This is a genomic window from Ewingella sp. C233 (genome assembly GCF_055407225.1).
On sequence record NZ_JBUZRI010000001.1, the window covers coordinates 1120025 to 1144292 of the forward strand.

21 protein-coding genes are annotated in these 24268 nt (G+C 50.7%); all 21 read left to right on the forward strand.

The annotated features are described in order from the left end of the window. Positions 1–5: 5 nt before the first annotated feature. Positions 6–503 carry a chemotaxis protein CheW gene (cheW, locus tag ACZRKO_RS05125; RefSeq protein WP_463736147.1) on the forward strand — a complete coding sequence of 166 codons (498 nt, stop codon included), beginning with the start codon at positions 6–8 and terminating at the stop codon, positions 501–503. A 728-nt stretch (positions 504–1231) separates the two neighbouring features. Continuing rightward, positions 1232–2908, forward strand: a complete 1677-nt coding sequence (locus tag ACZRKO_RS05130) for a methyl-accepting chemotaxis protein (protein WP_463736148.1) — start codon at positions 1232–1234, stop codon at positions 2906–2908. A gap of 117 nt (positions 2909–3025) precedes the next feature. After that, complete coding sequence (gene cheR, locus ACZRKO_RS05135; protein WP_463736149.1) at positions 3026–3898, forward strand: protein-glutamate O-methyltransferase CheR; 873 nt, start codon at positions 3026–3028, stop codon at positions 3896–3898. Beyond that, positions 3898–4947 carry a protein-glutamate methylesterase/protein-glutamine glutaminase gene (locus tag ACZRKO_RS05140; protein WP_463736150.1) on the forward strand — a complete coding sequence of 350 codons (1050 nt, stop codon included), beginning with the start codon at positions 3898–3900 and terminating at the stop codon, positions 4945–4947. The genes cheR and ACZRKO_RS05140 overlap by 1 nt, the downstream gene beginning before the upstream one ends. Positions 4948–4996: 49 nt before the next feature. Continuing rightward, entirely contained in the window at positions 4997–5386 is a 390-nt protein-coding gene (gene cheY / locus ACZRKO_RS05145; protein ID WP_463736151.1) for a chemotaxis response regulator CheY, read from the forward strand. Between the two features lie 38 nt (positions 5387–5424). After that, complete coding sequence (cheZ, locus tag ACZRKO_RS05150) at positions 5425–6054, forward strand: protein phosphatase CheZ (protein ID WP_463736152.1); 630 nt, start codon at positions 5425–5427, stop codon at positions 6052–6054. A gap of 510 nt (positions 6055–6564) precedes the next feature. Next, positions 6565–6759, forward strand: a complete 195-nt coding sequence (locus ACZRKO_RS05155; RefSeq protein ID WP_463736153.1) for a DUF4762 family protein — start codon at positions 6565–6567, stop codon at positions 6757–6759. Positions 6760–6950: 191 nt separating this feature from the next. Next, positions 6951–7625 (forward strand): DsbA family protein, encoded by a 675-nt coding sequence (locus ACZRKO_RS05160; RefSeq protein ID WP_463736154.1) that lies wholly within the window; start codon positions 6951–6953, stop codon positions 7623–7625. Beyond that, positions 7625–8575: a lysophospholipid acyltransferase family protein gene (locus ACZRKO_RS05165; RefSeq protein ID WP_463736155.1), complete on the forward strand. Its 951-nt coding sequence runs from the start codon at positions 7625–7627 to the stop codon at positions 8573–8575. The genes ACZRKO_RS05160 and ACZRKO_RS05165 overlap by 1 nt, the downstream gene beginning before the upstream one ends. Before the next feature lie 80 nt (positions 8576–8655). Beyond that, positions 8656–10800 (forward strand): peptidase domain-containing ABC transporter, encoded by a 2145-nt coding sequence (locus tag ACZRKO_RS05170; RefSeq protein ID WP_463736156.1) that lies wholly within the window; start codon positions 8656–8658, stop codon positions 10798–10800. A gap of 14 nt (positions 10801–10814) precedes the next feature. Further along, on the forward strand, positions 10815–11993 hold the full coding sequence (locus ACZRKO_RS05175) for an efflux RND transporter periplasmic adaptor subunit (RefSeq protein WP_463737475.1): 1179 nt from the start codon (positions 10815–10817) through the stop codon (positions 11991–11993). Beyond that, positions 11986–13935, forward strand: a complete 1950-nt coding sequence (locus ACZRKO_RS05180) for a MacB family efflux pump subunit (RefSeq protein ID WP_463736157.1) — start codon at positions 11986–11988, stop codon at positions 13933–13935. The genes ACZRKO_RS05175 and ACZRKO_RS05180 overlap by 8 nt, the downstream gene beginning before the upstream one ends. Next, positions 13932–15347, forward strand: a complete 1416-nt coding sequence (locus ACZRKO_RS05185; protein ID WP_463736158.1) for an efflux transporter outer membrane subunit — start codon at positions 13932–13934, stop codon at positions 15345–15347. The genes ACZRKO_RS05180 and ACZRKO_RS05185 overlap by 4 nt, the downstream gene beginning before the upstream one ends. Continuing rightward, positions 15334–16590, forward strand: a complete 1257-nt coding sequence (locus ACZRKO_RS05190) for a beta-ketoacyl-[acyl-carrier-protein] synthase family protein (protein WP_463736159.1) — start codon at positions 15334–15336, stop codon at positions 16588–16590. The genes ACZRKO_RS05185 and ACZRKO_RS05190 overlap by 14 nt, the downstream gene beginning before the upstream one ends. Beyond that, the gene (locus ACZRKO_RS05195) at positions 16587–17435 is read left to right on the forward strand and encodes a MaoC/PaaZ C-terminal domain-containing protein (RefSeq protein WP_463736160.1); all 849 of its coding nucleotides are present in this window, start codon (positions 16587–16589) and stop codon (positions 17433–17435) included. Before ACZRKO_RS05190 ends, ACZRKO_RS05195 begins: the two co-directional genes overlap by 4 nt. A gap of 65 nt (positions 17436–17500) precedes the next feature. Beyond that, positions 17501–17749 (forward strand): acyl carrier protein, encoded by a 249-nt coding sequence (locus ACZRKO_RS05200; RefSeq protein WP_463736161.1) that lies wholly within the window; start codon positions 17501–17503, stop codon positions 17747–17749. Positions 17750–17752: 3 nt separating this feature from the next. Further along, positions 17753–18487 (forward strand): SDR family NAD(P)-dependent oxidoreductase, encoded by a 735-nt coding sequence (locus ACZRKO_RS05205; protein WP_463736162.1) that lies wholly within the window; start codon positions 17753–17755, stop codon positions 18485–18487. A 761-nt stretch (positions 18488–19248) separates the two neighbouring features. Beyond that, a complete protein-coding gene (locus tag ACZRKO_RS05210) occupies positions 19249–19797 on the forward strand; it encodes a tyrosine-type DNA invertase (protein WP_463736163.1) in 549 nt (182 codons plus the stop codon). Positions 19798–20298: 501 nt separating this feature from the next. Next, the gene (locus ACZRKO_RS05215) at positions 20299–20820 is read left to right on the forward strand and encodes a fimbrial protein (protein ID WP_463736164.1); all 522 of its coding nucleotides are present in this window, start codon (positions 20299–20301) and stop codon (positions 20818–20820) included. A 91-nt stretch (positions 20821–20911) separates the two neighbouring features. Further along, on the forward strand, positions 20912–21598 hold the full coding sequence (locus ACZRKO_RS05220; protein ID WP_463736165.1) for a fimbrial biogenesis chaperone: 687 nt from the start codon (positions 20912–20914) through the stop codon (positions 21596–21598). 109 nt (positions 21599–21707) lie between these two features. After that, a complete protein-coding gene (locus ACZRKO_RS05225; protein ID WP_463736166.1) occupies positions 21708–24263 on the forward strand; it encodes a fimbria/pilus outer membrane usher protein in 2556 nt (851 codons plus the stop codon). The last annotated feature ends 5 nt before the right edge of the window (positions 24264–24268 follow it).

The window sequence follows — 24268 nt, forward strand, 5'->3', positions numbered from 1 at the left end:
ACAACATGGCAGGACTTGCAACCGTGGCGAAAATGGCGGGTGAAACAGTAGGACAGGAATTCCTTATTTTTACACTGGGCGACGAAGAATATGGCATTGATATCCTCAAAGTGCAGGAGATCCGTGGTTATGATCAGGTCACCCGGATTGCCAATACCCCGGCTTTCATCAAAGGTGTTACCAACCTGCGCGGTGTGATTGTGCCGATCATCGATCTGCGGGTGAAATTCGCCCAGAAGAACGTGGTCTACAACGAAAATACCGTGGTTATCGTACTGAATTTTGAAAATCGCGTAGTCGGTATCGTGGTTGACGGCGTTTCCGACGTGCTGTCACTGACCCAGGAACAGATCCGCCCGGCGCCGGAATTCGCCGTGACGTTATCCACCGAATACCTGACCGGCCTCGGCTCACTGGGTGACCGTATGCTGATCCTGGTTGATATCGAGAAGTTGCTGAGCAGCGAAGAAATGGAGTTGATTGAAAGCGTGGCAAAAGCATAACTTTTGTTTGTGGGCGGCGGCCCACTGACGCTTTTAAATTCAACTTCAACTTCAACTTCAACTTCTAGGTCGTGGGCGTCGGCCCACACCGACCAGAGGGCCGCAGTCGCTCGGCCCTCTGGACTCCGAGCTCTTCAAAAACAGCAGCTGCGCTGGTCACAATGGCCGTGTTTCAGGTACCGCGGTTATAGCCGCAAACTCCGCCGCTTCGCGGTCCTCTCATTTCGGGCTTCAACCCGCGTAAAAAGACTCGCGGTTTTGCGCCTCTCACTCGACGTCGTTTTGAATGCGGCTTCGACATTTTTAAAGACAAGCATCGTGCTGGTTTTGAATTTAAAGAAGCTTCGGCCGCGTTCAAAAATGTCACCAGCAAGTCGGTGGCGAGACAACGTCTTTACCGTTGGCTCAAACCCGCAGCCGGGAAGCCCGCTAGGGCTGACATTTTGCGGCTATCGCTGAGATACCTGAAACACGGCCATCCCGATTCAGCGATAGCGCGCAGTTAAAAAAGCTCGGATTCTTAAGGCCCGAGCGACTGCGGGCCTTAAGGCCAGTTTGGGCGGCAGCCCAAGGTCTTGACCTTGAATTTGAATTTGAATTCAAAAGAAGTTTGCCAGCTTTCCCAAAGCTGAACCAAAGTTTTCCACCGCTTTTTCAAAAGCGGTATGAAGTTCTCACTTCCCCTGCCGATAACCCTTCTAGATGAATCACATTGAAAAAGGAACAACATGTTTAACCGTATGAAAGTGGTCACGGCCATCGTGATCTTACTGGTGGTATTCGGTGCCTTACAGTTGATTTCTGGCGGACTGTTCTTCAAGTCGCTGAAAACCGATAAAGACAACTTCTCTACCTCTCAACAAATTCGTTTACAACAGGCCGAGCTGAATGCCAGCTGGGTTTACCTATTGCAGACCCGTAACACGCTTAACCGTGCGGGTATCCGTTTCATGCTCGATGCCAATCAGATGGGCAGCGGGGCGACGGTAAAAGAACTGACCGAAGCCGCGCAGAAAGATCTGAAGGTGGCCGCGGAACACTATGCCAACTACCTGAAAATTCCTGCTGATGCCAGCCAGAATCCGGCGTATGCGGCAGACGTTAAAAAGCAATACGAAGTATTGAATGGCGCGCTGAGTGAGTTGATTAGCCTGATCGGCATCGGCCGTATCAATGACTTCTTCGAGCAACCGACCCAGAAATATCAGGACGGATTCGAAAAAGCCTTCGTCAATTACATTAATCAGAACGACCAGTTGTACAACGTTGCGGTACACGTCAGCGAAAACTCCTTTAACCACGCAGTGTGGGTGCTGGGTGTGATTCTGGCCATACTGATTCTGTTCATCGCACTGGCATGGCTTGGTGTGCAACGCATTCTGGTCCATCCGCTGCGTTCACTGGTTGAGAACATCCGCCACATCGCCCGTGGTGACCTGACGCAGGAGATCACTGTCACCAGCCGTAACGAAATCGGCCAGTTGGCGGAAAGTCTGCGCGATATGCAGGACGAACTGATCCGCACCGTTTCTGGTGTCCGTCAGGGTGCAGATGCGATCTACAGCGGTGCGAGCGAAATCTCAGCCGGTAACAATGACCTGTCTTCCCGTACCGAACAGCAGGCCTCTTCTCTGGAAGAGACCGCTGCCAGTATGGAACAGCTGACCGCAACCGTGAAACAGAACGCCGAAAATGCCCGTCAGGCCAGCCAGCTGGCGTTGAGCGCCTCGGAAACGGCACAGAAGGGTGGGAAAGTGGTGTCGAACGTGGTGCAGACCATGAGCGATATTGCCGCCAGCTCGAAGAAAATTACCGACATCACTGGCGTTATCGACGGCATTGCCTTCCAGACTAACATTCTGGCGCTGAACGCTGCGGTAGAAGCCGCCCGTGCCGGTGAGCAAGGACGCGGTTTTGCCGTGGTCGCAGGTGAAGTGCGCAGTTTGGCACAGCGCAGTGCTCAGGCCGCCAAAGAGATCAAAGGCCTGATCGATGACTCCGTCAGCCGCATTAATACCGGTTCCGTTCTGGCCGAAAGCGCCGGTGAGACCATGAGTGATATGGTCAGCGCTGTCACCCGCGTGACCGACATCATGGGTGAAATCACCTCCGCTTCTGACGAGCAGAGCCGTGGAATCGAGCAGGTTGCGCAGGCCATTACAGAAATGGACCGCGTCACCCAGCAGAACGCCTCGCTGGTGGAAGAGTCCGCCTCGGCCTCTGCTGCGCTGGAAGAACAAGCCAGTTTACTGACCCAATCCGTCGCGGTATTTACCCTCGGCAAACATCAGGTCAACGTGGTGCGCCCTGGTTCAAGTTCAGCGCGTGCGCCATTACTGAGCCCTAATCTGTCGGGAACACGTCCGGCAGAAAGCAACATGACGGAGAACTGGGAAACATTCTGATCGATGCAGTGAGCAAAACGGTATGACAGAGGCAGCTTCTGCCTCTGGTGAGTCAGTGAAGGAAGAAAGCCAATTGGGTAACAACAACAGAGTCTGTCCGTTTAAGGGGTCCGCCGTATGAGTGCTCCTAATCCAAGTCAGAGTGCCGACACTGCGTCGATTATGGCGCAGATGATCCAGCGTTTACCGCTGTCGGATACCCATTTCCGCCGCATCAGTGAACTGATTTATCAGCGTGCCGGTATTGTGCTGGCAAACCACAAAAGGGAGATGGTTTATAACCGTCTGGTGCGCCGCCTGCGGTTATTAGGGATCAATGATTTCGGGCAGTATCTGGTGATGCTGGAAAGTGATGCCAACAGTGCGGAATGGCAGGCGTTTATCAATGCGCTGACCACCAACCTGACGGCGTTCTTTCGCGAAGCTCATCACTTCCCGATTCTGGCTGAACATGCCCGTTCACGCCCGAATAATTACAGCGTATGGAGTACGGCGGCCTCCACCGGAGAAGAGCCATATTCCATCGCGATGACGCTGAGCGAAGCCCTCGGACCGCGCATGGCGACCTGTAAAATTCAGGCCAGCGACATTGATACGCAGGTGTTGGAAAAGGCGACCGCCGGTGTTTACCGTCAGGAAGAGTTGCGCACGCTGAGCGCGCAGCAGATGCAGAAATTCTTTTTCAAAGGCACCGGTCCGCACTCGGGTTTGGTGCGTATCCGTCCGGAACTGGCGCAGATGGTGGCTTTCCAGCAGCTCAATTTATTGGCAAGCCAGTGGCAACTCAACGGCCCCTTTGACGCCATTTTTTGCCGTAACGTGATGATCTACTTTGATAAAGAGACACAGGAAGCCATTTTGCGCCGATTTGTTCCGTTACTTAAACCGGGCGGCCTGATGTTTGCCGGGCATTCCGAGAATTTCAGTCAGATCAGCAGGGAATTTTATTTGCGCGGCCAAACAGTTTACGGCCTCGCCAAGGAGAGGTAATGAATAAAATCAGAGTGTTGAGTGTCGATGACTCGGCGCTGATGCGTCAGCTGATGACAGAGATCATCAACAGCCATCCCGACATGGAAATGGTCGCCACCGCGCCGGATCCGCTGGTTGCGCGTGACCTGATTAAGAAATTCAACCCTCAGGTGCTGACGCTGGACGTCGAAATGCCACGCATGGATGGGCTGGATTTCCTCGAAAAACTGATGCGTCTGCGTCCGATGCCGGTCGTCATGGTCTCCTCGTTGACCGGTAAGGGCTCGGAAATTACCCTGCGCGCGCTGGAACTGGGCGCGATTGATTTTGTGACCAAGCCGCAGCTCGGGATCCGCGAAGGGATGCTGGCCTACAGCGAACTGATTGCCGACAAAATCCGCACTGCGTCTAAAGCGCGGCTGAATAAAAGCGTCAATCTCGACCAGCCCCGCATGCTAAGCCATACGCCGCTGCTCAGCAGCGAAAAGCTGATCGCGATTGGCTCGTCGACCGGCGGTACTGAGGCTATCCGCCACGTATTGCAGCCTTTGCCACCGACCTGCCCGGCGCTGATGATCACCCAGCATATGCCGCCGGGATTCACCCGTTCGTTCGCCGACCGGCTGAACAAATTGTGTCAGATCACGGTGAAAGAAGCGGAAGACGGCGAGCGCGTATTGCCAGGCCATGCCTATATTGCGCCAGGTGACCGGCATATGGAGCTGACCCGCAGCGGGGCAAACTATCAGGTTAAGTTGAACGACGGCCCGGCGGTTAACCGCCATCGCCCGTCGGTTGACGTGTTATTCCGTTCGGTGGCGCAGTTCGCCGGACGCAATGCCGTCGGGGTGATCCTGACGGGAATGGGCAATGACGGCGCCGCCGGCATGCTGGAGATGCATCGCGCCGGGGCTTATACCCTGGCGCAGAACGAAGCCAGTTGTGTGGTGTTTGGAATGCCTCGCGAGGCCATTGCCACCGGCGGGGTCAATGAAGTGATCGACCTCAGCCAAATTAGCCAGCGCATGCTGGCACAAATATCAGCCGGACAGGCGTTACGTATTTAATTTTCAGACCGTACAGGGCTGAACGAAAACAGAATTTTAGGAGCATAAAATGGCCGATCCAAACCTGCGATTTTTGGTTGTAGACGACTTTTCTACCATGCGTCGCATCGTGCGCAACCTGCTTAAAGAGCTGGGGTTTCAGAACGTAGAAGAAGCGGAAGACGGCGTTGATGCGCTGAACAAATTGCGCGGTGGTGGTTTTGACTTCGTGGTATCCGACTGGAACATGCCTAACATGGATGGTCTGGACCTGCTGAAAACCATTCGTGGTGATGCCGCGCTGGCGAAATTGCCGGTGCTGATGGTGACTGCCGAAGCCAAGAAAGAAAATATCGTGGCGGCAGCGCAGGCCGGAGCCAGCGGCTACGTTGTGAAACCATTTACAGCGGCAACGCTGGAAGAGAAGCTCGGCAAAATTTTTGAAAAATTGGGCATGTAGGAGCAGATATGGCTGACTTAAATTCTCCGGGAATAATAATGCCCGCAAATGATGCGGCAACCGCGGGCGAGATTATCGCCCGCATCGGGCAACTGACCCGTATGCTGCGCGACAGTATGCGTGAACTGGGGCTGGATCAGGCCATCGCTCAGGCGGCGGAAGCCATCCCCGATGCGCGCGATCGTCTGGACTACGTGGTGACCATGACCGCTCAGGCGGCCGAGCGTGCACTCAACTGCGTGGAAGCCGCGCAGCCGCGCCAGAATAAACTGGAATCGGCGGCCAAAAAGCTCGACGCACGCTGGGACCTGTGGTTCGAAAATCCTATCGAACTGTCGGATGCCCGCGAACTGGTGACTGATACCCGCAGCTACCTCAAAGAAGTGCCGGAACACACCAGCTTCACGAATGCACAGTTGCTGGAAATTATGATGGCGCAGGATTTCCAGGACCTCACCGGTCAGGTGATCAAACGCATGATGACCGTGGTGCAGGAAATTGAAAACCAGCTCCTGATGGTGCTGATGGAGAACATCCCGGAACAGCAGACCCGAATCAAAAAAGAGAGCGACGGTCTGCTCAATGGTCCGCAACTCAATACGGCAGGCGTGGGCGTTGTTGCCAGTCAGGAACAGGTGGATGACTTGCTCGACAGCCTTGGTTTCTGATTCAAATAACAGGCTTTCCCGGTTAAAGGTGAGCGTCTCTATGCTCACCACCGCTGATTTTTGCGCCATCCGTTTGCATGTACCACCCAAGCGGATGGCGTAATCCCTCTCTTTCCTCCCTCCGCGGTAAAATAAATTCTTCAGTAGGATCCTGTGATCCCATGTGTTAATGAGAATATTCCTTGGTGTTTTTTCCAGATGACTCCCAATTATTTCAGTGCTCTAAAAAAAGATGTTTCTTATGCTTAATTAAACATAAGAAATATCCTTCTTTGAGATCCCTGTATTAATGATTTTTCACAATTATTCGAGAGAAAATACTATTGATCCCTGAAAACTCGATCGCTATACTGCGCCGCATTACGTGATTCGATAATTATTTAATAATTTGTAGCGAATCCGTAAATAAATGTTTTCCTCTGGCTTTTAAAGCCATTGGGGAATACAGATCGGGTCTTATATGGCCTATGGCAGTAATCAATTAAATTGTTTTCTATAAGGATATTACACATGAAAAAAATCAATTTGTCAGAAGCTTCTACCATCGTTGGCGGCACTTGTAATACTTGCGTTAATAGCTTTGAAATGACTCTGGTTGGCGGCAACACAGTGTGTAGCGCAGTTAAAACCTGTACTGACAAATGCGGTGTTGTGACGAAGACTTACACAGCGACTAATATCATTAACTGTGGTTCAGCTAACTGATTAAACGTGAGTTATAGCTAACAAAAGTTAACTATAATGGCAGGTGTTGTATTTAATTATACAACACCTGCCTATCAGAATTTCTTCGTACTCTCGTCCTCCTGCCGTTTCATGTATTCCTGCAATAGCATGATTAACACTAAGGGTGATGATGTAATATTCCGCTTCGCTTGCAAGGACGCTATTATCCCATGCGCAAAAAAATAACTCATATCCTCGCTTATACTGTCTTTGTGGCGACTATTTCGGCACTAATCACGACGGCCTGGTTTCATTACTTTATTTTGAACCAACACGTTGAGCCACCGGAGAAAACGTTAGCCTCTCTCACCGCAGAACAAGCCGCCAGCAGTACGGTAAAAGACGGGGACGATATTGTTGAGATCTTCTCATACGGTTGCCACTTTTGTGCGCTGCATGAAAAAGATATTCAGGAACTTGAGAAACGTTTACCCGCAGGTAAAAAACTGGTCCATCTGCATATGAGCCTTGATGGGCAGGGCGGTCTGGCCCGTTACGCTCCGGTTTTTGCCACTTTACAAATCATGGGTATTGAAGCTGAACATCGCGAAAGTGCCTATGAGGCAGTGATGAAGAACAGCGTCGACTTAAGCGATAAAACCCAACGTGATCTGTGGCTAAAAGAAAACAATATTGATATTGCGCAGTACGACAAAATCAGTCAGTCGCAAGACGTGAAATCCTTGTTAAATTATATGACCCGTGTGACGCAACAATATAATATCACCGCGACGCCCACTTTCATTATTAACAAGAAATGGGTTGCGATTCAGGACCGCCCATTCCCGGATTTCTCAGACCAACTGCTGTCTCTGTTAGAAAATGATAAGCCGCTGGAGAAATAATGAAATCCATTACCCTGTGGTTATTGCTGGGATGGGAAAATGTGTTCATCAGACTGCTGGTCTTATTAGATAAACTTCGACTGATGAGCAGCAGGGCATCATGTTTACTTCTGCGACGTATTGATTATCGACGGATCTTTTATCTTGCGCATGTTGGCCGCTTTTTGCGGCTGACAAGTCACGATACCAGAATGCGGACGGCGGTGGCTCATGCCAATAAAAAGTGTTTATTGGATGATGGAAAAAAACTGAATTACACCTGGCAGACGCAACGGCGAAAGTGGTTGGTAAAAGCGGTGACTTACGGTCAAAACCCGCGTGCTTTACGGGAACTCGCAGAATGCACCGCGCAGTTAAATGCGGTGGTGGAACCGCTGCACCAGCAAGGCCACGCCGTGATGCTGGCGCCGTTGCATATGGTATCTGACGTATTGACTACCATGGTCGCGGCGGGCGTTTACCCGTATAAAGCGACGGTCATTACCTCCATCAGTGCCAATGCGCACCCGGAAGAGGAACGCAGGACGTTAGGGGGGCTGGACCTCTCTTACTGCTCTATTCACGATGACAATAAAAGCATGGCCGGAAATCTTATGTCGGCAGTGATGGAGGCGGCCGAAAGGAAACGCAATATCATATTGTTTCCAGATATCACGCCGGATTTCACTCATACGGCCAATAAGGATTCTGCCGCTAAATTCTCATGCAGGATATTCGGGCTACCGGCAAAATTACACAGCGGGATCATTCGCCTTTCACGCGTAATGTCAGCGCAGGTGGTTTTTTATCATCTTTATTTTGATGGCGGAATAAGAATAAAAATCTATCCTCCCGTGTCGGCAAAAAAAGTCAAAGAAATGATGCCGGGAATTATTGAGCAATCTATTAGTGAACATTCTACTGACTGGATGCTCTGGCATGCCCACTCTCTGTTTTTTATTAATGAGTAATGAATTAATAAAGGACGGTACTCCAACACCGAAGAAGTCAAACACCAAAGAAGTTAAACAGGAAGGTAAGGCAGTAGATTATGGACAATATCATTCCCAAGTTAGTTTATCAGGGCGAGACGAATGAGTGCGGCCTGGCATGTATTTCCATGCTGGCAGAAACACAGGGTATCAGCGCTCCGCTGGACGTCTTGCGCGAAAGATATCCCGCATCTGCTTACGGCACAGCCTTATCAACATTGTGTGAAATCTTATCTGAGTTGGCGATCCCGGTGTATCCGGTGGCGTTTGACCACGATGAATTATCTGAGCTGCCTTTACCTGCGATCCTGCATTACGGTGCAAGTCACTATGTGCTGCTGACCCGTCGGCAGGGCAGCTACGTCTGCCTGATGAACCCCGCCATTGGCGAACAAATATTGCCGATTGCGGCGCTCAAATCTGAAATCAGCGGTTATGCGCTGGTGGTTGATCCTGATACCCAACCCGACCCTCAGGCGCTGGCGGCAATGAAGCGCACCCGGCGCTTTCGCGCGCTCGAATGCATGAGTATGAAACAGACGGCGGGTATCAAAGGGATTTATAGCCTGATGATGTTGGCATTTCTGGTATCGCTGACGCTGTTTATCATGCCGGTGATGGTCAGCAGCGCCATCAATAATGTGTTTTCGTCGGGGGGGAAAACCGACTTCCCTTACTTCTACTATTTGTTGGCCTTTGTTATCTCCACCGGGTTGGCTTTTGCGGTGCGCAGCATTACAGAGCGGTTTATCAAACGATTTGTGGTATTGCAAAGTGTCGCCGGTTTTTCGCGCCTGCTCAGTAACTCTCTCTCCTTTTTCGATAAACGTAGCCCAGGAGAAATCTACAGCCGTTTCTCCAACTGGCAGTTGGCCGCCGCCGCTAAGATTGAACTGGATAACGGTCTGCGTACTAACTGGGTCGTGGGTGCCATTGCTCTGGGCGTGATGTGCTACATCAGTCCGCTGTTGGCGATGGTCTCTGCGGTCGGCGTGACCTTGATGGGGTTGGTCAGCGTTTGGGCCATATACCGTGACCGTTTTTATACCCAGCAGATGCAGGTAAAAAGCGCGGAGCAGAGCGACTTCCTTCTGGAAACCATTCAGGGTTTTTCAACGATTAAATCAGCCGGTCTCAGCAGTCAGCGTCAGGGGATTTTCGCGGCTTATGCACTGTCATTGTTTGAATGTCGCCAGAAACAGAAAATCTATGAACAAGTCAAAAGCAGCATTTACCAGTTAATTGGCAGCCTTGAAATGGTGTTCTTCATGCTGCTGGCATTACCTCTTTTAAAAGAAGAGGTGATTTCTCTGGGAGAATTCTTCGCCTACAGTTTTGTTCGCCAGATTTTCACCGCTTACATCACGCAGATTTTCTTTTCTATTTTGCAGAAGAACCAACTGCACGTCATCGACACCCGAGCTAACGATCTGTTCCCGGTAGCGGCCAGCCATGAGGAGCAACATCCTGCGCTGTTGCCTGCCGTTCAGTTCACACGGCAACTGACCTATCGAGATATCAGTTTTTACTATGAACCACAAAAGCCTGTTTTGCAGGGGGTGTCAGTGTCGCTGCTACGGGGCGAGTGCATTGCCATTGTGGGGGAGTCGGGGGCGGGTAAAAGCACGCTGTTGAAGGTAATTGCGGGACTGATTGCGCCTAAAACCGGTGAGATTCTGGCTGACGGTAAAATGATCAGCAGCCAGATAGCGCAAAAACTGTTCTTCCTGCAAAGCCAGGAGGACATCCTGTTTAACGCGTCGGTCTTGCAAAACATCACGCTGTTTGACGCCACTTTTGACCCGCAAAAACAGGCCCGTGTCGATAAATCTCTGCAAGGTCTGAAACTTGCTGAGGTCATTGATCAGTTGCCCGGTAAGCAAAATGCGCTGATCCGTGAAAGCCACGCCGCATTGTCATTAGGGCAGCGTCAACGCCTGCTATTGGCTCGTGCCATGTACAGTGACCGTCCGGTGCTGGTGTTGGATGAGCCCACAGCCAATCTTGATGAAGAGATGGCCCGGCAGGTAATGACAACCCTGATTACTCACTGCCGTGAGTATAAAAAGTCTCTTATCACTGTCACGCACAGTGAAAACACGCTGGCGCTGTTTGATCATGTTTATCGCATGAGCCAGTACCGTGTGGAACTCTGCGAGAGCACTCTGGCGGTCGAACCGCTGAATGAAGGGGAGCCTGCCTGATGTTATTCAACAATATGAAATGGTCATGGAAACCGGCGCGCCGTACTTTTCTGTTCGCGCTGATCGTGTTGGCCGTGATTCTGTTAGCGGCAGCGGCTTTTTTGCTGCAAAGCCGGATGAGCGCTGGGAATGAGCCTGTAGCGTCTGAAGTGATTAGTCGCGGGAATATCGAGAAAACGGTGCTGGCGACCGGCATTCTCAAGCCCTCTGTTCAGGTCAACGTTGGTGCGCAGGTAAACGGCCAGCTGAAGAAACTCTATGTTCGCCAGGGTGACAGGGTACTGAAAGGTCAGTTGCTGGCTGAAATTGATCCGACGTTGCAGCAAAGCGAACTCAGTAAATCTGAGGCCGAACTGCGCAGCGCTGTGGCACAGGCACAGGCGGCTGTCGTCACGCTCAAGCAGTATCAATTGGAACTGACCCGTCAACTCCGCATGGACCGCGAGGGTTCGGGTACTAAAAGCACGCTTGAACAGGCGCAAGCTAAGGTTGATACGCAGAAAGCCCAAATCAACGTCAACGAAGCACAGATTGTCCAGTCGCAAATGGCGCTGGAAACAGCCAAAGCCAATTTGGGGTATACCCGGATTGTGGCGCCTATCGATGGTCAGGTGCTGGGGATTGTGACCAAAGAAGGGCAAACCGTTGTTTCCTCACAAACCGCGCCAACGATCCTCGTGCTTGCCGACGTCGATACGATGGCAGTCCACACCCGTATTTCAGAAACCGATATCCTCAAGGTTCGGGTCGGTCAGCCTTTGTGGTTTTACGTGGTGGCCGATCCCAAACATCGTTATGACAGCCAGATGGGAACCTTGCAGGATGCACCGAATGAAGCGCTTCAGGATGACACTGTAAGCGCTTCCTCTTCGCAGCAGCCTTCCGCCATTTATTACAACGGTGTATTCACTGTCCCGAACCATGAACATGTGTTGCGCACCTCAATGACTGCTCAGGTATTTATCGTCACCGCGCAGGCTAAAAATGTCCTGCGTCTGCCAGTGGTTGCCCTGGGGCAGCAACAGGGCAGTGACCGTTATCAGGTTCAGGTGCTCAGTGGCAATAACATTGAGCAGCGCTGGGTACGTACAGGTATTAATGACCGGCAATTTGCCGAAGTCATTGAGGGGTTGAACGAGGGCGATAGGGTCGTCACCCAGCAAAATGGCGCGGCGGGTGTCAGCAATGGCTAGTCAGGCTCTCATCGAACTCAAACATATTTCGCGCCGTTTCGGTTCAGGCAATGCTTCCGTCACCGTGCTGAAGGACATTTCGCTCAGCGTGCAGGCCGGAGAAATGCTGGCAATCATCGGCGCATCGGGGTCCGGAAAGTCCACGCTGATGAACATCATCGGTTGCCTTGATACGCCTTCAGAGGGCGAAATGCACATCATGGGCGTGCCCACCCAAACGGCGACCAGCGATCAGCTGGCACAGCTGCGCAGCCAGTATATCGGCTTCATTTTCCAGCGTTATCACCTGATGCCCTATCTGACGGCGCTGGAGAATGTCTCCATTCCGGCTCTCTATACCGCGATGCCAACTGCTGAGCGCGAGGCGCGGGCGACAGAACTGCTGACCCGTCTTGGGTTAGAAAGCCGTTTGCACTACCGCCCGTCTCAGCTTTCTGGCGGTCAGCAGCAGCGGGTCAGTATTGCCCGCGCGCTGATGAACGGGGCCAGTATTATTCTGGCCGATGAACCGACCGGAGCGCTCGACAGCAACAGTGGCAAAGAGTTAATGGCGATATTGCATGGCCTGCATCAGTCCGGGCACACCATTATCATTGTGACGCATGACCGCAGCATTGCGGAACAATGCCAGCGCATTGTGGAGATCCGCGACGGCGAAATTCTGGCCGACAGCACCAATATTGCTGTGATGCAGGAGAACCACCCGCAGGCGTTACCGAAAGCCGTCGCGACCGGGCGCTCACCGGCCTGGCAAAGTATCAAAGAAGCGGTGCGCATGGCGTGGCGTTCACTGCTCGGGCATCGCGCCCGCGCCTTTTTATCGATGCTGGGCATTATTATCGGCATCTCTTCGGTTGTCTCTTCCATGGCAGTGGGCGAAGGCGCCAGACAAAGTATTCTCAGCCAGATTAGCCAGCTCGGTACCAGTACCATTGAGATTCAGCCCGGCCAGGGGTGGGATAAACCGCGCCCCGACTTTGAACGTTCATTAACGTTGTACGACGTGACGCTGCTTGAGCGTCAGCCCTTTGTTGACAGCCTTTCACCGGTGATCAATCAAACGGTCAGGGGGATCCGTGGCGGGAAGCAGGTTTTGGTTTCTCTTTATGGGGTGAGCAACGGTTACTTCCGCGTTCAGGGGCTGACGTTCAACTCGGGCAATGCGTTTATTCAGCGCGATCTCGATGACCGCGAACCGGTGGTGATCATCGACCCGAATATCCGCAGCACCTTGTTCCCTGACAGCGGAGATCCGGCGGGGGAGATTATTCAGCTGTCGGGTGTGCCATTCAGGGTGATTGGTGTGGCTGACAAAAAAGGGCCGAAATACGTCGGCGACATGCTCAAAGCATGGGTACCTTACACGTCGCTGCGCGAACGTATGTCTGGCGATACTCCGCTGCAATCGATCACGCTACGCGTTCGTGACGGTTACCCGATTGATGAAGCGCAAAAGCAGGTAGAACGCCTTCTGGATAGTGCCCACGGGCAGCGTGACTTCTTCACTATGACCAATGATCAGATGACTCAAACCATTCGTAAAGCTTCGGATTCCATGACGTTGTTGATCACCGCAATTGCCGGGATCTCCCTGCTGGTGGGCGGCGTAGGCGTCATGAACATTATGCTGGTCTCGGTCACAGAACGAACGCATGAAATCGGTATTCGTCTCTCTGTCGGCGCGCGTCCGGGCGATATCATGCGGCAATTCCTGATTGAAGCGATGGTGATATGCACACTTGGTGGCCTGATAGGCATCATCGGTTCCGGTATTGCCGGGCTGATATTTGCTCAGTTTACTCAGCAATTCACCATGATCTTTACCTGGCCCCCGATCATTTTGGCGTGCGGATTTTCAGCACTCATCGGGTTGGGTTTTGGATTCTTCCCGGCCCGCAACGCGGCGCGCCTTCATCCAACCGAGGCACTGGCCCGCGAATGAAAACCCCAACGCTTATCATGATGAGTCTTTTGCTGACCGGTTGCGGATCAGCATTGAAAAGTGATTATCAGCAGCCCATGTTGTCCGTGCCCGCCGCCTGGCGCGTGCAGGCGGCGGGGGAGATGACCGGCACCGGCTATGTGAAATTTTCCCCGCACTGGTGGGACAACTTTAGCGACCCGCAATTGTCCCGAATGATTAACGCGGTATTGCAGACGAATAACGATCTGGCACTGGCCGGGATCACGCTGCAACAGGCGCGCCTGACCGCAGGGCTGACGAATACCAATATGACACCGGATTTTGCTGTGTCCGGTACGGCCACGAACACCAAAAATCTACGGCAGTCCACCACGCCAATTGAGGCTTATAGCAGCAGTGTTGGGGCCTCTTACGAACTGGATCTTTGGGGGCGGCTGGCCCGCACCCGGGAGCAGTCCGAATGGTTAGTCCAAGCGTCCGAGCAGGACCGGCAGGCAACGGCGTTGACCATTATTGGCACCGCTGCGCAGTTGTACTGGCAGATAGCCAGCCTCAATCAGCAAATTACCAACCAGCAACAAAGTCTGGTCATTGCGCGGCAAACTCTGGAGATGGTGACGTCTCGCTGGAATGCGGGCGATCTGGGCAAGCTGGATTACTTACAGGCTCAGCAAACTGTGATAACCCGTGAAAACGGAATGCGTGATTTACAGCAGCAGCGCGAAGAGGCCCGTAACGCATTAGCCATTTTGTTTAATCGCTCACCCAATCAGCGTCAGGCTGAGCTGACCACGCTGGATATTCAGCAGACGGTTCCTGTTGCCCGGCGTTTGCCGCTTGAGGTTATCGCTAAACGGCCCGATGTGCAGTCAGCCGAAGCCAATCTTCGCGCCGCGCTGGCGGGATCCGATGCCGCGCGGCTGAATTTCTATCCATCACTGACGCTCAGCGCCAGTCTGGGCGCAGGCGCATCCATCTTCCAGCAGTGGTTTAGCAATCCGGTACGGACGCTGGGATCGACGCTGTCCTTGCCGTTTATCGAATGGAATACGGTGCAGCTGACGGTTGATAAATCAAAACTCGACGTGCAAACGGCCGCTATTCAGTTTCGCGGCAAGGTATATAGCGCACTTCAGGATATCGATAATGCGATGTCACAACGCCTGACCTATCAGCAGGAAAAGCAGAGCCAATTACAAAACCTGCAATTGAGCCAACAGCGGCTTCAACTGGTGCAGAGTCAGTACCGTTATGGAGATGTTTCATTCCAGACACTGCTTGATGCACAGGATTCGTTGCTGTCCAGCGAAAATGCCCTGGTTCAGACGCAGTACAACTATCTGAACTCAACCATGAAACTCTGGCTGGCGCTGGGCGGTGGAGAAGACAATATTAATGATGCAAAAGGGATAACGCATGAAAAACAATAATCAACCGCATCGCGTGGTGGTGACCGGCTATGGTGCCGTCACACCGCTCGGAATGACGGCAGCTGAAAGCTGGGCGGCGATTATGGATTATCAACTGGGATACCGGTATTGCGATAAATCCGCCGCCGGGATCAAGTCGCGTTTTTACGGGCTTATCGACATTGAACCCAACTTGAAATCTGTACCAGCGGCTATTCGTCGTCGCCTGCCGCGCTTTGCGCGTCTGACGCTGGCTTCTGCGATGGAAGCGATGCGAATGGCCTTTGGGGACGGGCATCCGCAACAACATTACGATTTGCTCGACTGTGGCGCGATCATGGGCACCGGTTGGGCCGGGCAGGACGAGACTCAACGGCATTACGACGATTTCATCCGTACCGGCGTCGGTTCACCCTTTGGCTGCTTTTTTTCAATGCCTAACTCGGCAACGGCAGCAGTCAGCCTGTTATGGGGGCTGCGCGGCTATCAAAACACGCCCATTGCCGCCTGCGCGACGGGCACCATCGCCATTGGGGATGCGTTCGAACTCATCCGTGACGGCCGGGCAAAAATGATGCTGGCGGGCGCGGGAGAATCACTGCTGTCTGACTCGGCAGTATGGAATATCGACGTGCTCGGCGCGTTGGCCAGTGAGCAGCAGGATATCACTCAGGCCTGCTGTCCTTTCAGCATGGGGCGTAATGGTTTTGTATTAAGCGAGGGTGCAGCAGTCTTGTGTCTGGAAGAGCGCGAATCCGCGCTGGCGCGCGGCGCAACGATTCTCGGCGAAATCCGCGGATACGGTAATTTCTCCGATGCCTACGATTTCACGGCACCCGCAGAAGACAAAATCGCCCGGGTGAAAACAATTCAGCGCGCGCTGGAGCAGGCCGGCATTACGGCAAAAGACGTGGATTACATCAATGCGCACGGCACCTCGACGTCGCTTAATGACCTCAACGAAACCGAATCCATTAAGCTGGCATTCGGTGAAGAAGCTGCTTATGCAACACCATGCTCAAGCACGAAATCCTATTCTGGTCATCTGATCGCAGCGGCGGGAAGTTTCGAATCCATTGTCTGTTTGCAGGCGCTGGCACATCAGATGATGCCGGCAACCTGCCATCTGAAGAACCCGGATCCTGCCTGTGACCTCGATTATATCGCAGAAAGGCATCGGCCAGGGCAACTGGATACCACGCTAAACCTCAGCTTTGGTTTTGGCGGGGCCAATGCGGCATTGGTGATAAGCCGGGGGAAATGATGCAACTCACTTATAACCTGCAAGATGCGCAGCAATGGGCGGCGTTTTCCGGCGATTTCAATCCGATTCATTTTGAGATGGAAGCCGCAGCCAAGCTTGGGATCAGCGGATTATGCGTTCATGGAATGCGCGCCTTGCTGGACATCAAGACAGAGCTGGGCGCGTGCTTGATCGACACATTGCCCCCGTCTGGAGGGTTTGTTTTTTCCAGCAGACTGCGCGAACCGGTGATTTGCGAAGCAGATTACGAATTAAAGATTGTCGCGTCCACACGTAACGCGCAATTGCAACTGAACAGCACCTTGCGCGACTCTGCCACGGGGCGGAGTTGCATCAGCAGCAAATTGGCGATGGCACAAATGCCCCAGCTGATACCGGCGAGTGTCGTTTATTGCTTATCCAGTGAAACTCTGCAAGCGCTGAGCGCTGCGTTTCCGGCAGTGAATAACGGTCATGTTCAGCCGTGGAGTTTTCTTGATGCGGTTCTCTTTCAGCAGTTGCTAAACGCACCCGCCACGCTGGACACCGTGCGTGAAATTTTGCCGGAACTCTTTTGCGATAATCCCGCTATGGGTTTGGGCGATATTTTCTCGCAGGTGCAGGTGGTGCAGACGCATCATGAAATACATTTTTGTCGCAGTTTGATCGGTATCGACCACGATTGTCGCCCTTATGACGCGCTGAGGTATGCCATTTTGCCAACGCTGATTATGGGAGATAAGCCGTCAGGACTGATTCTATGTGCTCGCCTTCAGGCGTGGCGGGGGGCGGTGCCGCTACTCACCGCCGCGGTCACACTGAAAACCGGGCCAATTCCAGAAAAAATTCAGAGCGCTAACCCATAAATTAGCGGTTCAAAACAGCAAAATTCACTCACCACAATTACCAAAATCATTTAAAGGAATAAAAAATGACGCCATACGAAAATGTTTACAGCAAAGTTTGCGAGATGCTCTGTGATGCTAAAGATCTGGAAATGGATGACCTGTCGCCGTCAATGCCTCTGTTTAAACTTAAACTCGACAGTCTGGATTATGTCGAACTGATGGTACTGGCCAAGAAAGAGTTTGGCGTCTCCGTTGAGGCGGATTTGTTTACCGATCGCCCTAATCTCACCCTTGGCGAATTGTGCCAGTACCTCAGCGAGCACAGTAAATAAATCATGTCTGACAAATGGATTTTAGTCACCGGCGGCAGCAGGGGAATCGGGCGAGCCACCGTACAGCGACTGGTACAAGAGTGGAACGTGGTTTTCACCTGGAATCAGGGCGAAAAAGAGAGCCTTGACGTGCATCTCGCCTGTCAAGGTTCTCCCGGCTGGGTCGAAAGTCATCAGTGTGACGGGCGAAACGAAAGGGCCGTGAGCGAACTGGCCGCGGGTTTGCTTGAGCGACATGGTGCCCCTTATGCGATTGTGCATAACGCCGGAGTGACGTTTGATGCCTTACATATTTATCAAAACGCTGATAATTGGCGACGGGTGATGGATACCAATCTCAATGCTATTTATTACTGGAACCATTGCTTGCTGCCTTCAATGATGGAGCAGGGAGAGGGGGCCGTAATCATGATGTCCTCAGTGACCGGTATTAAAGGAAACAGTGGACAGTGCGCTTATGGTGCCAGTAAAGCGGCAATGATTGGGCTGGGGCGTTCGTTATCCATCGAACTGGGCCGGTTTGGCGTGCGGGTTAATTGCCTGCTTCCGGGATACATCGAAAGTGATATGCTGGCGGCCGTGCCGATAGAAAAATTAAAATCCATCCGTAAAGACATTCCCTTAAAGCGTTTTGGTAAGGCTGACGAAGTGGCAGGCGCTGTCGCCTGGCTGGTCAGCGATGCCAGTGCTTACATGACCGGACAGACGCTGATCCTCGACGGTGGCCTGTCAGCCTGATACTTCGTAAATTCGTCATCCTTTCTCTATGCAAAAGGGCGCGCCCTGCGCCCTGATTTTCCAATTCCGCTCAACTCCTCTAGCGCAACGTATCTTTAACGCATTGTTTAATGCGTCAATATCCTTTAACAGCAACTCACTCATCGGGCCCTGGCTGTTTTTTGGCAGGGATCTCACCTCTTATCATTTTTATTTTTTATGATGCATATCTATCGAAAATAACAGCACAAAAAGGCGAGGGTGCGTCTTGGAAAAATCTTAGTCATAAAATATCAGGTTATTTCAAAGATTTTATCACAAAATAGAATAAATAACGGCTTGATAAGTTATTAATGATCAGTTGATGAATCCTTTTCCTTTTGGAAAGGGCTGATTTCTTAAAAAATTAGTAGTCGTTCCGCTTATGTGAAGCGGTATCTTCATGAAAAAATATGTTTCATATATAAATATTTATTTTATTACCATGATGGTGAATACCAGATTTTATAGAATGAATACAGTGCAAGCAAAAAATATATAATGAACAGAGTGATATATTGAGTGATTCCCCCGAGTGCTAGCGCTCATTCCATTCTTCCAATATTTAATTATCTCCCCATTAACCTTATTTAAAACGTGGCTATTACCGATCGGTAAATACGTTATACTCAATGCGGATTATCAATCTTGAATGCAATTGGAAACGTGTAAAAGCGTTTTCTGCGGAGGGCTGACCGGGGTTGATAATCACATTCTGAAACATGTGAACATGATGAGGCACTATGAAAAATCGTAAATATTTAACCCCGTCTGAAGTTGAGAAACTGCTTGAGGCAACGCTACTGAGCAAGAACGCTGAGCGCGATTATTGCTTGATTTGGATGTGTTTTATCCATGGCTGCCGCGTCAGTGAAATCAACAGCTGGAGGCTGTCCGACATCGATATGGAAGGCAGCAATATTTATATTCATCGCCTGAAAAATGGTTTTTCAACGGTTCATCCACTGTATAAAAGAGAAAGGAAATCCCTACAACGTTGGATCACTAAAAGAAAACAATGTCGTGGGGCTGACAGTGACTGGTTGTTTCTCTCCAACAGAGGTACCCGGTTATCCCGACAGCGTATTTATTGGTTAATTAGAAATTATAGCCTTATTGCTAATCTGACCGTGAATGCCCATCCCCATATGTTAAGGCATGGCTGTGGTTTTGCTTTAGCTGACCGTGGAATTGATACACGCTTAATTCAAGATTATTTAGGTCATCGCAATATTCAAAATACCGTTTTATATACCGCAAGCAACGCCCAAAGGTTTAAAGAAGTTTGGTGAATAAAATGTAATTAATTATTTCAATGGAGTCATTTTGAACTAAAGTGGAACATACTTTAATGACGTACCTAACCTCTGTCAACACCGCCTCCCTGCCAAGCTGAAAAAACAAATAAAAATCATTATTATCAATATCTTAGATTTATTTTTTACTCAAAAAAACTCAAATCCCCTCTAAGTATTTTCTTACGTTCAATTCACTCGAAAATCTAATGCCTGCACCCGAGCTCGATTAATTGGTTTTTTATGCTGATTTTTGAAGATAAATTAAACTTTTAAATATAAAAAACAACAAAAATCAGCATTTAAATCCAAAGGAGTCACTTTAGTTCAAAATGAATCGTTTGGTTTGTTTCGTAAAAGAGCCAAGTGTTTATTTAATGAGGGGGACCTCAGACGAACTAAATAAAAAGGAATGACAGAAGGTTTTGTCAAAAACAATTGATAGTGACTTATTCAAATCGATAAGCGCTATGTTCATATGTTCATAGGAAAAGTTACATGAAAAAGAATCTCATTGCTGTTGCTCTGCTGGCTACCACTGCGTTCGCCTCTTCTGCTTTTGCCGCTGATGGTCAGGTTAACTTCACAGGTAGTATCACTGATACCGCATGTACCGTTGACTCAAGCGCTAAAAACTTAGACGTGCCATTGGGTAATGTCGCGAGCACTGCTTTCGCAGCAGCAGGCGACGTAGCTTCTTCTAGCCATTTTACTCTGGTACTTAAAGATTGTCCTGCCGCTGTAACCAGCGCAGCCGTGCGTTTTGATGGTAATCAAGTTCCAGGCGACAATACTGTTCTGGCATTGACTGATGGCGCAAACATCGCAACAGGTGTTGGTGTTCAGATTTCTGATGCACAAAATAAAGTGGTTCCACTTTATACCGACTCTTCTTCTTATGCTCTGGTTAGCACCGGTCCTAATAACTTGGACTTCACTGCGCGTTATATCTCTACCGCAGCCAAGGTTACTGCTGGTCCTGCAAATGCTGTGTCTCAGTTCACCATCATTTATCCGTAAGTCTTTCTGATTTAAGTCAATCAGTTAAGTCAGACCAAGGGCAGATTTTTGCCCTTGGTTTTTGGTAATAATCAAGACGGGCAGATGAAACATGAAAGCATGGCAAGCGACATTCATAGCGACTTTATTGATGACTATCGGCACTGCGGCGCAGGCTGGGGTGGTGATCGGTGGTACGCGGGTAATCTATGATGGGGCTAAAAAAGAAGCATCAATCAACGTTAATAACCCGGACAAAGGTTCATACCTGATTCAATCCTGGGTTGATGGGCAACTAGAGTCCGGACATAACCAGGCAGATAAAGCGCCGTTCATCGTCACGCCGCCTTTATTTCGTCTCGATGGTGAACAGCAGAACATTTTGCGCGTTGTGCGGGCTGGCGGTGATCTGCCGACGGACAAAGAATCACTTTACTGGATGAATATCAAGTCGATCCCTTCGGCTGAGAAAAAAGATAACACGCTGCTGATTGCGGTTAAAACACGTATCAAGCTGATTTATCGCCCGGCCGGGTTGAAAAGTACGCTTGAAGATACGGCGAAAACCATCACTTGGAAGCGCTCAGGTGACAATCTGCAAGTGACGAATCCCTCTCCCCATTACTTCACGTTCTACAACGTGAGCGTGAATGGCACCCTAATTAAAGACGCAACGATGGTGGCACCGAAATCTACCGCGACATTTGCACTGCCTGCAAACGTACATGGTAGCAATTTGAGCTGGCAGTACATCAATGACTGGGGTGGAACCAGCAAACCAATAACGGGCGCATTTTAAGCCTGAATACGCTGGTCAATAAGAAAAATGTTACGCCTACATTATATGGAAGGGCGGTTTCTGTTACGCCAGTTTCTGGCTGGTAGCTCTGTAAAATGGAATTACATGAATGAATAACCTGAAGAGTACTCGCTCACCTGGATTCAAACATTCTCGGCTTGCCTGGTTAATTTCATGCCAGGTTGCATTGCTGATGGGCGTTGCAGGAACTGCACATGCCGCCGAATATTTTGACCCTGCTCTGTTGGAAATTGATAATCCAGTTCAGGGTAAGGCAGATCTAACGGTGTTTGAAGATAAAGAACTCCAGGCACCTGGAACATATCGCGTCGATATCTATCTTAATGGCTCAATATTTGACTCCCGAGATATCGCGTTCTCTATTGAAAAAGACGCTACGGGTAAAAAAAGCCTGCAACCCTGCCTGAGTGCGGGAATGCTTCAGGATATGGGTGTTAAGATTGGCCTCTATCCGGGAATTAATGCGACCGATAAATGCGTAAATCTTCCCGCTGCTATTCCGCAGGCTTCTTCTAAACTGCGCTTTAATCAGCAGCGCCTTGATATTAGTGTTCCTCAGGTTGCTGTGAATTCACAGGCGCGTGGGTATGTCTCCCCGGAAAAATGGGATGAGGGTATTCCTGCATTATTGATGAACTACAACTTTAGCGGAGCAAACAGTAAAGCCCGTGATAACAACACACAAGACAGCGATACCTATTATTTAAATTTACGCTCTGGGGCCAATCTTGGTGAATGGCGTCTGCGTAATTATTCCACCTGGAATCGGGATAGTAATGGTGGCACTCACTGGGATTCGATCAATACCTTCTTGCAGCGTGACATTAAGCAGCTGAAGAGTCAGTTGGTTCTGGGAGACAGCAGTTCTCCCTCTGATGTTTTTGACTCCGTGCCTTTTAGGGGGGCTCAGATCGCTTCCGATGACGACATGCTGCCAGACAGCATGAAAGGTTACTCGCCAGTCGTGCGAGGTATCGCCCGAAGTAATGCGCAGGTCACCATTAAACAGAATGGATACGTAATTTACCAAAGCTACGTGCCGCCAGGGCCATTTGCTATTTCTGATCTCTTTCCTACGGCCGGTTCCGGTGACCTGAATGTCACCATCAAAGAGGCTGATGGCAGTGAGCAAAATCTGGTAGTACCTTTCGCATCCGTTCCGGTACTGCAACGTGAAGGGCGTTTGAAATACAGCTTCACCAGCGGTCAGTACCGTTCTTACAACAATGATGTGGATGACACGCCCTTTACGCAGGGAACGGCAATTTACGGTTTGTCCCACGGTGCCACTGTTTATGGCGGCGTGCAGACAGCCAGTAAATACCAATCACTGTCAGCGGGCCTTGGCCAGAACATGGGTGAGATAGGCGCCTTGTCTGCGGATGCCACTCAGGCCTGGACCAAGTTGCAGGATGCCCCTAAAGACAGCGGGCAATCTTATCGTCTGCGTTACGGTAAAAGCTTTGTTCAGACAGGTACTAACTTCAGTTTGGCAAGTTATCGATATTCGACTTCAGGTTTCTATACCTTGCAAGAGGCGTTGGATACCTACACCAGCAGCAACAGCGATAATACAGATCATAAAAAGAGCCGGGCCGAACTGACGATGAGCCAGAACTTATGGGAAGGCGCTGGCGCTATTTCCCTGAGCCTGATTCAGCAGGAGTACTGGAATGACAACCGCACGAATAAATCAGCAGCGTTAGGTTATAACAACAGTTGGAACGGGATCTCTTACGGCATTAACTATACCTACAACAAAAACGGCACGGACAGCTACGGGGCTCGTACCTATTACACCGATCAGGTCTTTGCTTTCAACATGAGTATTCCGTTGAGCAAATGGTTACCGGGCGCTTACGCCACGCATAGCATGAGTAGCAGTAAAAACGGCAACACGACTAATAACCTCGGTCTGAGCGGTACGGCCTTAGCTGACCAAAACCTGAGTTACAGCATTGGTGAGGGCTACGGTAGTCAGGGGCAGGGTTACAGTGGTAATGCCAGCGCCGATTATAAAGGCGGCCTCGGCGAAGCCAACGTGGGATACAGCTATGACAACAATCAGGATCGTCTGAACTACGGCTTACAAGGCGGGATCCTGCTGCACGAAAATGGTCTGACACTCTCTCAGCCAATGAATGAAACCGTGGTTCTGGTAAAAGCGCCGGGGGCAAAAGATGTCAATATCACCGGAAATACCGGGGTAACGACCGACTGGCGTGGTTATGCCGTGGTGCCTTACGCTACCCCGTACAGGACTAACCAGATTGCTCTGGATACGGAAACCTTGCCGGATAATGTGGATATGACCATGACCAATGCCACGGTGGTCCCAACCCGTGGGGCCGTGGTGCGGGCCGACTTTATGCCTAATGTGGGTCAGCGTGTCCTCATGACGCTATTACAGAAAGGTGGGAATCCTGTGCCCTTCGGCGCGATGGTTTCCAATTCAACAAACAAGAATGATAACGGCAATATTGTAGGCGACGGTGGACAAGTTTATATGTCCGGTATGACCGGGACTGGAGTATTAACCGCTAAATGGGGCAACGCGACAAATGAAACCTGTCAGGTTAATTACAACCTGCCAGAAGGCGAAGTCGCGTCAGGCATTCAACTCTTAAATGGCGAATGCCGCTGAGGTGG